Source organism: Aliiroseovarius sp. S1123 (genome assembly GCF_023015885.1).
Taxonomy (GTDB): domain Bacteria; phylum Pseudomonadota; class Alphaproteobacteria; order Rhodobacterales; family Rhodobacteraceae; genus Aliiroseovarius.
In genome coordinates, this window is sequence record NZ_JALKBE010000006.1 from 176,170 (window position 1) to 188,955 (window position 12,786).

Genomic DNA, 12,786 nt, shown 5'->3' on the forward strand with positions numbered 1-12,786 from the left:
GGGGGAGAGTGGGCGTGCGGCGTCACTGCCGCGCAGGACTACGCGGGTTCGATTTGTCCAGCATTATTGAAATGAAGCCATTTCATCAGCGCATTCTCCTGTCCGGGCCAGTCCGGACACAAAACCGCCGATATATTTCGTTGAAATCTGAGTCAATAAAAAAAAGACCCGCGCCTAACGGGCGGATCTTCAGTTGTTAGGAAGAGCGGGTGGCCTACGAAGCGACGGGTGTGCCCCGTTAGGCCGTTGTTTTAGCTTGCGAGCTTCAGGTTTTCTTGGGCCTTCAGCAGCTCTCCGATCCGGCGACCAGTGTCGATCATGCGGTTCGAGAAGCCCCATTCGTTGTCATACCAGCTAACCACACGCACCAAGCCATCTTCGGTGACCGCGGTCTGGGCCGAGGCAAAGCAGGACGAATGCGGGTCATGGTTGAAGTCGATCGACACCATCGGGTCGACTTCGTAGGACAGAATGCCTTTCAGCGAACCATTGGCGGCTTCAGCAATAGCGGCGTTAATTTCGTCACGTGTGACCGGGCGCTCGGGCACAAAGCTTAGATCAACCAGCGATACGTTCGGGGTGGGAACGCGTATGGCAGAGCCTTCCAGCTTGCCTTTCAGTTCCGGCAGCACCAGCGAGATGGCGCGCGCCGCCCCGGTCGAGGTCGGAACCATCGACATCGACGCTGCGCGCCCCCGGTAAAGGTCCTTGTGGTTTGTGTCGTGGCTGGGCTGATCGCCGGTAAAGGCGTGGATCGTGGTCATGTAGCCGGTCTTGATGCCAAAGGCGCGGTGCAGAACCATCGCCACGGGGGCAAGACAGTTGGTGGTGCACGAGGCGTTCGACACGATCACGTCCTCGGCGGTCAGGTCTGTGTGGTTTACGCCAAAGACCACGGTGCGGTCGGCATCTTTGCCTGGCGCCGAGATCAACACCCGCTTCGAACCGCTTTGCAAAAGCCGTGCCGCCTGATCGCGCGCGGTGAACAGTCCAGTGCATTCATAGGCAATGTCGACATCGCCCCAGGGAAGATCCTCGGGGTTGCGAATTGCCGTCAGACGGATGCTGCGCTGTCCAACAACAAGGGTATCGCCCTCGACAGAGACGGTTTCGCGAAGGCGGCCATGCACGCTGTCATATTTCAGCAGATGCGCGATATTCGTCGGTGGGGCCAGATCGTTGATGGCAACAACCTCGATGTCTTGGGCACCTTGTTCGATCAGGGCGCGCAGAACGCCGCGGCCAATACGTCCGAAACCGTTGATCGCGATTTTAAGTGTCATGGTCTAATCCTCTTCGCGGTGTGCTCAGTGATGTGATAGCGCTAACAAACTTGGCGCGTCTTTAGCGCTAACAGAGCTGTATGTCAAAACTCTTCTGCCCATGGCGGGTTGGCACCGGCGCGTGACACGGTGATCGCTGCGGCTTTCGCACCATGCTCCATCGCCCGCTGCAGCGTGTCAGATGGCAGGGTCGCCAACTGGGTTTTTGTCAGGCATTCAAGTTCCGAAAGCTTGGCCAGAAAACCCGCGTTGAACGTATCTCCGGCGCCTACTGTGTCTTTGATTTCAACCCGTTGCGCGGGCACCCGAACCTCAGATCCATCTGCAAGAAAGCCGCTTGCGCCGTCTTTGCCACGGGTCATGATTACGACCGAAGGTCCACGTTCCATCAGCTTTGCTACTTTATCGCGCAGGGACAGAGGGGCGGGCAGCAGCCAGTCGAGGTCTTCGTCGGACACTTTGACGATATCTGACCTCGCGATCATGTGATCCAGCCGGGCGCGATAACGGTCGGGGTCGTCGATGAATCGGGGCCGGATGTTGGGATCAATCATCACCACGCGCGCGGCAGCTTCCCGTTCCAAGAGTGCGGCATAGGTGTCGGCGGCGGGTTCGCTGGCCAAGCTGATCCCACCAAAGAACAGCGCAGAGACGTGGGCAGATATCTTGGGCAGATCAGCCGCTTCAATCATGCGGCTGGCCGAGTTTTCGTCAAAGAAGCTGTAGGTCGCCTGCCCATCAACGAGCCGCACAAAAGCCAATGTTGTGGGGCGGTCCGAGGTCATCACGTGCGCGGTGTCGACATGACTGGCCTTGAGGGACTCGATTAACTGCCGCCCGAACAAATCGGTGGACAGCCCGGTCAGCATCCCGGTCTGCACGCCCAACCGGCCCAAGGCAATGGCGGTATTGAACACCGCCCCGCCGGAATGCGGCACGAACCCGTCCGGGCCAGCCGTCGTCGGGGTCGGGATCATGTCAATCAGGGCTTCTCCGCAACAAAGGATCACGCGTCTCTCCTGTTTGGGTGTCTGCGACAGGCAAAATGTTCAGCTTTCCGGCATCTGTTAACGCTAACAGTCACCAAAGTCAAAGGCCGGTTTGTCGAAGGCCATCAATTGTCAGTCAAACCACGTGCCGTAGTCGCTGACCAGCAGATGCGTGGGGGCTTGGTCTTCCTCGATCTCGGCAAAGCGACCGATGGGTGCGCGAAAAATGTTGTCGGTCTCGTCGTCATTCACCGTCGAGACTTCGCCAATCAGAACGTCGCCCCCTTCGCCCCAGAAGGCGTGCCAGTCGCCGGGCATCAGCGTCACACTTTCGCCGGGGGCGAGTTTCAGTTTCTCTCCGGCAGCAAAGTCGCGCCGGATCCCGTCGCAATAGACCGTGCCGCCACGATCCTCGGCGAAATTGCCATCATCATCCGAGCCATAAAGCTCGATCACCAGCGTCGCACCGCCCCGGTTGATGATGTCCTCGGCCTTGATGACATGGGTGTGCATCGGGCTAAGCTGATCCTGCCGCGAGATCAGCAGTTTCTCGGCATAACACATGCCTCCGCCGCGCTGCAGATCGGTAAGCCGCCCGTTGCGCAGGGTGAACAGGAATAACCCCATTTCGTCAAATCGCCCATCGCCGTAATCCGTGATGTCCCAGCCACAACGTGCGGTGATCACGTTTTGGGCTACGTCACGCTTGGCTTTGAATTCATCGGGCGTCCAATAGGCAAAGGGCGGCAAGACGAAGCCATAGTGGCGGATCATCTCGTCCGCTTCCGCCATGATCTGGTTAATTCGAGAGCGTTTCATGCAAGGGTCCGTGTGAAGGGCCACCGCGCGGCGGCGACGAAGCTGTTAACTGACGAGCCCTGAATAGGGATTACTTCGCTAAGCGAGTCAAATGCCTATTTCGCGTCATCTCTACGAGGGCATCGCACGCAAGGATCGCATGCGGGCTGGCAAGTCTTACCCGATCCTGCGCCCTTCGGACCACACCCCATGCAAGACCGGCGCATGTTCAAAGCGGGCGAACCGGATAAGGTCTGCGCGCTTGCCAATCGCAATCACACCCCGATCATCCAGCCCGACGGCCCGTGCGGGCGCGTGGGTGACGGTTCCCAAGCCGCGTGCGAGATCTCCCCACATGTCCCCCAGTTGAAGCGCGGCCAACATCAGGGACGAGGGCACGTAGTCCGATGACAGGATGTCCGAGAGGCCCAGTTCGGCCAGTTCTTCGGGCAGGGTTTCCGAACAAATCTCGGCGCGCAGATGCAGATGTGCGAGATCTTCAGCCCGCCCTTGGTGCGCAGGGTCAGGATTTCATCGGCAAGCGCACGGGCATATTTGCCATAGTTCTTACGCCCGTCGGAATGGATCGAGCCCACCCGCAGCGCATCGTACACAGTGGTGGTCCCAACGGACGCAAGCTCGGCGTCATGGGCGACAATCGCCGCATCATGCGGCCAGTCCACCCGGGGGCGCGGACGGATGTGGCGCTCCAGATTGTCGGTGTGCAGCTCGACCAACCCCGGCGCGATGTAATCGCCACGGCAATCCTCTGCGCCCTGGGGCATGTGGGTGCCTGGCTCAATGTCGGTGATCTGGCCGTTGGTCACGGTCAAGGGACCGGTGATAACCTCGTTCTCCAGAACAAGTTCGGCGTTGGCGAGGGTGAATGTCTGTGTCATCTGAATGTCACGCTTTACTGTCAGAGAAGGGCCGATTTTGGATAGCACAATCGGGCCGAAAGAGGGTGAAATGCAGTTCAATCGCTATGCGATCTATTACACGGCGCCACAGGGGCCGTTGGCGGATTTCGGGGCCAGCTGGTTGGGATGGGACTTGGTTACCGGTCGTGAGGTGCCCCACCAAACCCTGCCGGATTTGTCGCAGAACGAGATCGCAGAGATTACCCAGACCCCACGCAAATACGGGTTTCATGGCACCATCAAACCGCCCTTTCGTCTGGCCGACGGCTGCGACGCTGAAGGGCTTTTGCAGGCGTTTCAAAGTTCTGCACATCAGGTCGCCCCGGTCACGCTGGACGGCTTGAAACTGGCCCAGATCGGCCGGTTTCTGGCGCTGGTGGTCGACGGGGATCAGAGTGCTCTGGCGGGGTTGGCAGGGCGCATGGTGGCCGAGCTTGATCCGTTCCGCGCGCCTTCCGGTGACGAAGAGCTTGCCCGCCGCCGCGCAGCTAACCTGACGCCCAAGCAGGACGAGATGTTGGTGAAGTGGGGCTACCCTTACGTCTTTGACGAGTTCAAATTCCACCTGACCCTGTCGGGCAAGCTGGACCCAAGCCGCGCCGCGCAGATTTGGGACGTGTTGGCGCCTCTGGTGGCCCCAATCCTGCCGCGTCCGTTCAAGGTGCGCGATCTGACCCTTGTGGGGGAAGATGCGGATGGCCGGTTTCATGAGATTTCTCGCATTGCGCTGGGCGCAGCCGCGACGGCCTGATCGGCGAGCCGCGCAAGGATGGTTCGTACCGTCCCGTCCAGCGGGCCGTCATTCACCACGTTGATCACCGCCAGCCCGTCGGGCAGTTCCACCTGCCGTGTGAGCCGCTTGGCGATGCTGTCCGCGCTTTCGCGCCCACGTGCGGCCAGACGTTGTGCCAGCACCTCGGGGTTTGCGCTCAGGTTCACCACGATGAACCCGGGGAAGGCTATGTGGGCGTCCGTCAGCACCTTGCGCGACAGGTTGACCAGCGCATTGCGACCCTTATCCAGACAGGTCAGTTCGGTGTTCGGAATGCCATAGCGCAGGTCATGTGCAGGCCAGTGTAGCGCGAACCGGCCACAGGCCAGATCCGCGTCAAACGTGGCCGCGTCGCAGCCGTCAAACTGCTCGCCGCCCGCCGCATTGGGGTGGGTGATCACGCGCCGCACAAGGTGGAAATCGGCCGCCTTGGCTAGAGCCTCCATAACGCTATCCTTGCCGACGCCCTTGGGTCCGACAACGGCAATCGGTCGTCCGGGTGCGACAGCCATCAGGCATCCCCTTTCGGCGAGAATGTGGTCACATCCAAAACCCGGTCGCAGACCCGATCACGTGCAGCCGCATCGTGGAAAATCCCCACGATTGCTGCGCCGCGCGCCTTAGTCTCTTCAATCAGGCACATAACCGCGAGCGATGTTCACACGCTGCTGTTCGCCACCTGAAAAGGTGGTCGGGCTGAGCGACCAGAGCCGTTCGGGAATGTTCAATGGCTCCAGAAGGGCGGCGGCCTTGTCCCGCTCGGCACCGGCGTCTTCACTCAGTGCCAGCATAGGCTCGGCCACTACGTCCAGCGTCGGCACGCGGGGCACAACGTGCAGGAATTGGCTGACATAGCCCAGCGCAGTGCACCGCTTAGGCGCGTGATGTTCTTGTTCTTGTTCTGGAACAGGATCTGGCCTTCGGTGGGATCAGCCAGCCGATTGACCATCCGAAGCAGCGTTGATTTGCCCGCGCCAGAGGCGCCGATGATGCCGAACATGCAGGGGCGCTCGACCGAAATGGTCACGTTGTCCACCGCGCGCTTGTCGCCAAAAGCTTTGGTCAGGTTTGTAATCTGCAGCACTTCGCCCCCTTCGTTTCGAGGGGGCATTTAACAACAGCCATGTGTCGGCAATACAAAACTTCTGTAACGCAGCATCGCCGCGAAGGATTGCGAGCCTGCTTATAATCAGAGCGACGGTTTGCACATTTTCTAAGAAATATCGGTCGAAGGCAGCGGCGATGACAGTCGGGTCGCTGGCGTTCTGCCTTCTGCACACTTGATCGAAAACCCGTCTGGATGCACACTTAAAGGGAAATACCCAGAAAAAACAAAGCTGGGAGGGGATATGTCAGAAGCTCCAATCACACTCCATTCGGTCGCGCGCAGCTATGCCACAGCCGATGACACGCGTGCATGGTGGGAGCTTGGGATTAGCCTTGGGGTTTATGTCACGGCCCTGGTTCTTGCCCTGTCGACGATCGGCACATGGTGGCTGATGGTGCTCTTCATGGTCCTTGCGGCCGCGATGGGGCTGAGGATCTACATGATCCAGCACGACTGCTTGCATCGCGCCTTTTTCTCCAGCCGGCGCATGAATGACGTTGTTGGAACATTGCTGTCCCCCATTGCGATGACGCCCTATCAGGCCACCCGTTATAAGCACAATTTACATCATCGCTATGTTGCCGATCTGAACCGGCGCGACGCGTTTGAAATCGACGTGATGACATTGGCGGAGTGGAACAAGGCCAGTCCGGGACAACGGCTCTATTACCGCGTTTACCGCAGTCCGTTCATCCTTATCGCGATCGGACCGTTCATCCTCTACGCCATCCTGCGCCGGATGCCGCTTTATGGCTTCAAAACCGGGGTCTGGGATCTGGTTCTGCACAATCTTCTTTTGGCTGGCTTGGGCTGTTCCATCTGGGCCTATGCGGGCTGGCCCGGCATCTGGGTCTGGATCGGGTCAATTTATATTGCGTGCACATTTGGCGGGCTGATCCCCTACGTGCTGCACAATTTCGAACATGTACACTGGGGCCGAAAACCCGACCTCAATTTCGAGCAGGCCGCGCTGGAGGGGTCTTCGGTTCTGGACTGGGGATGGCTGTTCAATGTGGTGACAATGGATATCGCCTATCACGATTTGCACCACCTGAACGCCAAGATCCCGGGCTATAAGATCCGAAAAGCCCACGAGGATCTGGAAGCACGCGGTTTGATTGGGTCCGAAAAAATCAGCTTCATCGAAGGGGTGAAATGCCTGCGATGGAAACTTTATGACGAAGAGCTTGGCCGGATGATCCCGTTTCCCAGCGCCGCGGGGCAAGTGTCGGTAACCGGCGTGTCGTGAAACTTCGCACAAGCCCGGCACCCGCATCTGCCAGCCCCAATTAGAATTGAGCCGAGCAGCCTATTGACGACAAAAGGCTCTGTCATGCGACACTACTTGTTTCTCGCCGTCCTGCTTGCAGCTTGCCAAGCCAATGCGCCCCATGAACTATCGGGTTCCGGTACGACCTCTATCGAGCAAACGCCCGATGCAGTAGGTGTGAAGAACGCGGCTGCAAACGCTACAAACCTTCCAGATTGGGTACCCTCGCATTTCCGCATCAACCCGCGCTCGGTCTTTGCCCCGGAAAGCAGGGACGGAGTTATCGCTTTCTCGATCCGGCAGGGGCAATGCACACGGCATTCAGACCGCACAGGGCCAGGGGACTGCGCGACAAGAACAACGCGGTCGACGATCCAGACCGGCAAAGTCTGGGACCAGCAGGTAGAGTGGCAACTGGGCCAACAGTTCCTCTATAGCTTCGAGTTTCGGATTGATCCGTCGCTGCGTTATCGCGGCAGGGTGCGCGGAGAAGACAGCCAACTTGTTCTGGCCCGCTGGGAAAACGCCGAAGGCGGACAACCGCTATTTGACCTGAAACTCGACGCCCGACATGGCGTGACCTTCATGGGCCGCACCTGCATCACGCCCGAGCAGTTCGGCGACTGGCACCGGTTCAATTTGCGATTGCGCTGGGCCGATGACGATACCGGATTCATCGAAGCGCGCTGCGATGGGTCCTTGCATGTCGGCGACCCGATCTTTGCCGCAAGCGGGCTGCCGATAGATCGCCCTCTGGCCTGCAGTTTCAATCGCAACTGCCCCGCGGACAAGCCGCGCGCAACCCGATTCAATATGCAGCTGGGACTAATTGCTGATCCAAACCTGCCGCCGCGCAGATCGGGGTTCGTTCCTCTCACCCAAAGCGGTGTCCAAGTACAGATGCGCCGCATTCTTGTGCGTCGCCTCTATGTCATCTTCGGGCGTAAAGACCAATTTTGATATTTAATGACGTTGGGACTCAAGCGAGTACTTATACTGTATGGAAATGGTGCCCGGGGGCGGAATCGAACCACCGACACGAGGATTTTCAATCCACTGCTCTACCCCTGAGCTACCCGGGCATGGGTGAACGTTTCATCGTTCGGGTGGGCGGGTTTTAGACGCGGGGTGCGGCGGTGTCCAGAGGGAAAAGACGGTTTTTCGAAGGTTTTTCAGTGCGGCTTCAAAGTTTCGTACGGAAGGGCCTGAGACATGGCTTCGGCGGCCTCGTCAAGATCTTCGGGACTGTCTGCCGGGACGGCATAGGATCCGTTCAGCCAGCGGCCCAGATCAACGTCTGCACAACGGCGCGAGCAGAAGGGGCGGTATTTGGGGTCGGTGTCTTTTTCACAGATCGGACAAGGCATTAGCGGGCCTCCAGACAGCGCGACAGGGGCAGGCGTTCGCGTTTGCGTTGCAGCTCGAATAGGCCCAGCTGGGTCCAGCCGACCATGGCGGTTTCGATACCCTCGGCTTTCAGAGCAGAGCGCAGGACCTGTTCTAATTGGCGGCGATCTTTCTTGGGGCAGGGGGCAAAATCAACGACGATCTGGCCGCCCAACCCCCGGCTTCTCAATGCGGCGGGCAGGGCACGGGCTGCGGCAATGTTGGCCTTCAGACCCGCCGCCGGGCTGGTGTCTCCGCCTGTGTTGACGTCCACGGCCACAAGCGCGCGCGTGGGTTCAACAAACATCGAGGCGCCACCGGGTAGGCGCACAAACGAGCCACGGGCCGCGTCGATCATCTCGTGCACGTTGTGACGGTCGAATGCGCCCTCAGCGGCGTCAAGCTGATCCGGCTCAGGCCATTCGCGCCAAGCAAGTTCGTGTGGGTCGGGTCCGTCGACCAGAAGCTCGGCGTCGCCGTCAGAATCAGCCAGCACCGCGCGGCTGAGGTCCAGCATTGCGGCAATGTCGGCGGCGACATCATCGTCCGAGCCATTTTCGGCGACCGAACGAATGATCAGGCCTTCTTCGGCGTCGCCCATGACTTCATGCGCGATTTCCAGCAGACGCACACGGGCCTCGTCATCGCGAATCGCGCGGCTGACATTGATGCCAGGCGCGCCGGGGGTGACGATGGCATAGCGGCTTTTAAAGAGAACTTTTTGCGTGACCGGAACAGCCTTGCCGTCTTCGCCAAAGCCCGTGACCTGCACCAGAATGCGTTCGCCTGGCTTTAGACCCTTGCCTTGACGCAGGAAGCCCGTCTGTCCGTCGGGAAGACGCAGCATCATGCCGCCTTGGCCCTTCAGCGGGCGGTCGCAAATAGCGCGGAAGATGGCGCCCGGCAGCACGACGCCCTCGGGCGGTTCGACCAGCAGATCGGTCAGCGCCCCGTCGGTGATTTGCGCCGCGGTCATGCGGCCCTTGTAGGTATCAAGCGCAATCACGCTGCCCTTCATGTCTCTGCTCCGTATAGGGGGAAGCCTGCGGCCTGAAGTAGCCCCGCGGTTTCCGCAACGGGCAGCCCGACAACGGCGGTATAGCTGCCCTGAATCCATGGGATGAACGCGCCTGCGGGGCCTTGGATGGCGTAACCGCCCGCTTTGCCCTGCCAGTCGCCGGTGGCCAGATAGCCATTCAGCTCTTCATTTGACAGGCGTTTCATTTTGACATCCGTGACCACATCGCGGGCCCAGGTGCCGGTGGCATTGCGCACCACGACCGAGGTGATGACCCGGTGACGGCGCCCAGACAGGGCCAGAAGGAACTCGGCGGCCTGGGCTGCATCTTCGGGCTTGCCCATGATGCGGCGGCCCAGCGCGACGGTGGTGTCGGCGCAGAGCACAACCTCGTCCGCAGCGACAGACATCGCGGCAGCTTTCGAGGCCGCAATCCGGCGGCAATAGTTCAATGGAAGCTCGCCCTTTTTGGGCGTCTCATCCACATCCGGCGGGCGGATGTCGTCAGCAACAAGGCCGAGCTGCCCCAGCAACTCGGCCCGTCTTGGGCTGCCAGAGCCCAGAATCAGTTTAAGACGCGTCATGCGCGACGGCGCTTACTTGAAGCGATAGTTGATCCGACCTTTGGTCAGATCATAGGGGGTCATTTCGACCTGCACCTTGTCGCCAGCCAGAACGCGGATGCGGTTCTTGCGCATCTTACCTGCCGTGTGAGCGATGATCGTATGGCCGTTCTCTAGCTCGACCAGAAATGTCGCGTTCGGCAGGAGTTCCTTAACGACACCGGGAAATTCGAGCAGTTCTTCCTTGGCCATGTTCACTCCTGTATTTTCACCCACCCATCGTGGGCGCCTACTAAATGGGGGGAAACGTCCCGGTTTTCAAGGGAATTCGGCAGGGAAGCCAGATTTGCTGCCTACGTCATGCGTCGTCGGCGTCACGCCGAAGAGTCATCCTTTGTCGGAGTGCCAAACCGTTCGATGATCCGGTCGCGAATCTGATCCCGCGCTTGCCGGTAATTCATCAGCTTTTCGTCACGTCGTGTGCCTAGACCAGTAGGGTCAAGGATGGGCCAGTATTCCACGTCCAGATGGAACACGCGCGTCAATTCCAACGCACGGCGTTGGCTTGCAGGGGACAATGCGATGATCAGGTCAAAGCTGGACAGGTCGTCGCCCCATTCTTCCATCTGGTCAAAGCTGCGTACCCGGTGGCCGGACAGCTGGATCCCCAACTCTTCGCACACCGCGACAGAAAACCCGTCGATATCGAGCTCGCTGTGTACGCCAGCAGATTGCACATAGATGTCATGGCCGTAAAACGCCTTCATCATCCCTTCGGCCATCGGTGACCGCACAGAATTGTGGTCACAGCAAAACAGCACGGACTGAGGACGTTCACCGCTCAAGCTTACCCCCAGTGCAACACGCAGATCAGGGTGAACAGGCGGCGGGCGGTGTCGATGTCGATGTCTGCCTTGCCCTCAAGACGTTCCTGCAACACGCGCGCACCTTCATTGTGAATGCCGCGCCGCGCCATGTCGATGGCTTCGATCTGGCTGGGAGGCAGCTTTTTCACGGCGTCGAAATAGCTTTCGCAGATCGCGAAGTAATCCTTCACAACCTGACGGAACGGGCCAAGCGACAGGTGGAACTCGCCTGCCGGATCGCCGGCTTCGGTTTTGGCGTCGACCACCAGGCGCTTTTCGCGGATCGCCAAGGCCAGATGATAAGGGCCATCAGGTACAGGCTGGTCGCTGCGCGGGGCCAGATCAAAGCTGTTGTCTTCCAACAGATCGAAGATCGCCACTTTGCGCTCCTGCTCGATTTCGGGCGTGGGGGCGGCAAGGCCGGTGTCGTCTATGTCGATATGGGTGATACGGTTCGTGGTCATTGGCACTATCTGAGGGTCAATCGTTAAGGGCGTCAAGCCTTGCGCGCACGGATAGGCCATGGGCTTCAAGACTTTCGGAAATGGCGAGGGTTTCGGCGGCGGGGCCGATGGCCGCGAGCGCACCGGGGGTCATCCGCGCCAAGGTGGTACGTTTCAGGAAGTCCATCACCGACAGACCCGAGCTGAAGCGGGCCGACCGCGCGGTGGGCAGCACGTGGTTTGGACCGCCAACATAGTCGCCGATGGCCTCGGGTGTGAACTGTCCAAGGAAGATGGCACCGGCGTGGACGCATTTGTCCGACAGCGCTTCGGGATCAGCGACACACAGCTCGAGGTGCTCGGGCGCGATGCGGTTGGACAGCGCTGCGGCCTCGTCCAGATCAGGCACGGTGATCACCGCGCCAAAGTCACGCCAACTGGCGCCAGCGATCTCGCGCCGCTCCAGGGTTTCAAGACGCGCCGTGACGGCATCCGCCACTTTCCGGCCGAAAGCTTCGTCCGTGGTGATCAGAATCGACTGGGCGCTTTCGTCGTGCTCGGCTTGGCTCATCAAATCCAGGGCCAGCCAGTCGGGATCATTGTCCGCGTCGGCAATGACCAGAATCTCTGATGGACCCGCAATCATGTCGATGCCGACTTTGCCGAACACGCGGCGTTTGGCGGCAGCCACAAAGGCGTTGCCCGGCCCGGTGATCTTGTCGACCGGCACGATGGTGTCGGTGCCATAGGCCAACGCAGCCACGGCCTGCGCGCCGCCGATGCGGTACACCTCGTCCACGCCCGCGATCTTTGCGGCCAGCAACACCAACGGGTTCGAGATCCCATCAGGCGTCGGCACCGTAATGGCCAGACGTTCGACGCCCGCCACCTTCGCCGGGATGGCATTCATCAGAACCGAGGACGGATAGCTGGCCAGCCCGCCCGGGACATACAGACCCGCAGCAGAGACTGCACTCCAACGCCACCCCAGATCGGCACCGCTGTCGTCGGTCCAGCGCTGATCTTCAGGCATCTGACGTGTGTGATAGGCACGGATGCGGTCTGCGGCCAGTTCAAGGGCTGCGCGATCTTCTTCCGAGACCTTGGCGCATTCAGCCTCGATCTCTTTTTCCGAGAAGCGCAATGTCGCGGGCGTTAGGTCCATGCGGTCGAACTTCGAGGTCAGGTCGATCACCGCCTGATCCCCACGTTCGCGCACATCCGCAATGATCCCGGCAACGACGGCATCCACATCCGGGCTGTCTTCACGCTTCATCGACAGAAGCGCGGTGAAGCGGGCTTCGAAATCGGCATCTAGGCTGTTTAGAAACTGGGGCATGGCGCTCTCCTTTGCGCCGTTTTAGCTGCGG

At 59.9% G+C, this 12,786-nt stretch carries 15 protein-coding genes, 1 tRNA gene and 2 pseudogenes; 3 read left to right on the forward strand and 15 right to left on the reverse strand.

From position 1 onward, the window contains the following. Positions 1 to 251 precede the first annotated feature (251 nt). The 4 genes and pseudogenes from gap to MWU53_RS12475 all read right to left on the reverse strand — a co-directional run bounded on the left by gap (position 252) and on the right by MWU53_RS12475 (position 3,969). Positions 252 to 1,283 carry a type I glyceraldehyde-3-phosphate dehydrogenase gene (gap, locus tag MWU53_RS12460; protein ID WP_247093826.1) on the reverse strand — a complete coding sequence of 344 codons (1,032 nt, stop codon included), beginning with the start codon at positions 1,281 to 1,283 and terminating at the stop codon, positions 252 to 254. Positions 1,284 to 1,366: 83 nt separating this feature from the next. Next, positions 1,367 to 2,293: a carbohydrate kinase gene (locus MWU53_RS12465; protein ID WP_247093828.1), complete on the reverse strand. Its 927-nt coding sequence runs from the start codon at positions 2,291 to 2,293 to the stop codon at positions 1,367 to 1,369. A 111-nt stretch (positions 2,294 to 2,404) separates the two neighbouring features. Beyond that, a complete protein-coding gene (locus MWU53_RS12470; protein WP_247093830.1) occupies positions 2,405 to 3,091 on the reverse strand; it encodes a D-lyxose/D-mannose family sugar isomerase in 687 nt (228 codons plus the stop codon). Positions 3,092 to 3,247: 156 nt separating this feature from the next. Further along, positions 3,248 to 3,969, reverse strand: a pseudogene (locus MWU53_RS12475) (hypothetical protein). A 70-nt stretch (positions 3,970 to 4,039) separates the two neighbouring features. Between MWU53_RS12475 and MWU53_RS12480 the strand changes: the two are divergent. Further along, on the forward strand, positions 4,040 to 4,741 hold the full coding sequence (locus MWU53_RS12480) for a DUF1045 domain-containing protein (RefSeq protein WP_247093831.1): 702 nt from the start codon (positions 4,040 to 4,042) through the stop codon (positions 4,739 to 4,741). Here the strand turns inward: MWU53_RS12480 and MWU53_RS12485 are convergent. The 3 genes and pseudogenes from MWU53_RS12485 to MWU53_RS16010 all read right to left on the reverse strand — a co-directional run. Then, complete coding sequence (locus tag MWU53_RS12485; RefSeq protein WP_247093833.1) at positions 4,696 to 5,274, reverse strand: AAA family ATPase; 579 nt, start codon at positions 5,272 to 5,274, stop codon at positions 4,696 to 4,698. The genes MWU53_RS12480 and MWU53_RS12485 overlap by 46 nt on opposite strands. Positions 5,275 to 5,391: 117 nt before the next feature. After that, complete coding sequence (locus MWU53_RS16005; protein WP_348647042.1) at positions 5,392 to 5,592, reverse strand: hypothetical protein; 201 nt, start codon at positions 5,590 to 5,592, stop codon at positions 5,392 to 5,394. 38 nt (positions 5,593 to 5,630) lie between these two features. Beyond that, positions 5,631 to 5,846, reverse strand: a pseudogene (locus tag MWU53_RS16010) (ATP-binding cassette domain-containing protein); the annotation flags it as partial. 265 nt (positions 5,847 to 6,111) lie between these two features. Between MWU53_RS16010 and MWU53_RS12495 the strand changes: the two are divergent. Together MWU53_RS12495 and MWU53_RS12500 are read left to right on the forward strand one after the other, a co-directional pair. Continuing rightward, positions 6,112 to 7,119, forward strand: a complete 1,008-nt coding sequence (locus MWU53_RS12495; RefSeq protein WP_247093835.1) for a fatty acid desaturase — start codon at positions 6,112 to 6,114, stop codon at positions 7,117 to 7,119. Positions 7,120 to 7,203: 84 nt separating this feature from the next. Continuing rightward, entirely contained in the window at positions 7,204 to 8,100 is an 897-nt protein-coding gene (locus MWU53_RS12500) for a polysaccharide lyase (RefSeq protein WP_247093837.1), read from the forward strand. Between the two features lie 47 nt (positions 8,101 to 8,147). On the opposite strand, the gene MWU53_RS12505 is transcribed toward MWU53_RS12500, so the two are convergent. From MWU53_RS12505 to hisD, 8 genes are all read right to left on the reverse strand, one after another. Next, a tRNA-Phe gene (locus MWU53_RS12505) sits at positions 8,148 to 8,222 on the reverse strand. Between the two features lie 90 nt (positions 8,223 to 8,312). After that, positions 8,313 to 8,507 (reverse strand): DNA gyrase inhibitor YacG, encoded by a 195-nt coding sequence (yacG, locus tag MWU53_RS12510; protein WP_247093839.1) that lies wholly within the window; start codon positions 8,505 to 8,507, stop codon positions 8,313 to 8,315. Next, positions 8,507 to 9,544, reverse strand: coding sequence for a ribonuclease E/G (locus MWU53_RS12515; protein WP_247093841.1), 1,038 nt, complete (start codon positions 9,542 to 9,544; stop codon positions 8,507 to 8,509). The genes yacG and MWU53_RS12515 overlap by 1 nt, the downstream gene beginning before the upstream one ends. Further along, positions 9,541 to 10,128: a Maf family protein gene (locus MWU53_RS12520; protein ID WP_247093843.1), complete on the reverse strand. Its 588-nt coding sequence runs from the start codon at positions 10,126 to 10,128 to the stop codon at positions 9,541 to 9,543. Before MWU53_RS12520 ends, MWU53_RS12515 begins: the two co-directional genes overlap by 4 nt. A gap of 12 nt (positions 10,129 to 10,140) precedes the next feature. After that, the gene (gene infA, locus MWU53_RS12525) at positions 10,141 to 10,359 is read right to left on the reverse strand and encodes a translation initiation factor IF-1 (RefSeq protein WP_008186030.1); all 219 of its coding nucleotides are present in this window, start codon (positions 10,357 to 10,359) and stop codon (positions 10,141 to 10,143) included. Between the two features lie 122 nt (positions 10,360 to 10,481). After that, a complete protein-coding gene (locus tag MWU53_RS12530; protein ID WP_247093845.1) occupies positions 10,482 to 10,952 on the reverse strand; it encodes a low molecular weight phosphatase family protein in 471 nt (156 codons plus the stop codon). 2 nt (positions 10,953 to 10,954) lie between these two features. Further along, entirely contained in the window at positions 10,955 to 11,437 is a 483-nt protein-coding gene (locus MWU53_RS12535; protein ID WP_247093847.1) for a UPF0262 family protein, read from the reverse strand. A 16-nt stretch (positions 11,438 to 11,453) separates the two neighbouring features. Then, on the reverse strand, positions 11,454 to 12,755 hold the full coding sequence (gene hisD, locus MWU53_RS12540) for a histidinol dehydrogenase (protein ID WP_247093849.1): 1,302 nt from the start codon (positions 12,753 to 12,755) through the stop codon (positions 11,454 to 11,456). Positions 12,756 to 12,786: the final 31 nt, after the last annotated feature.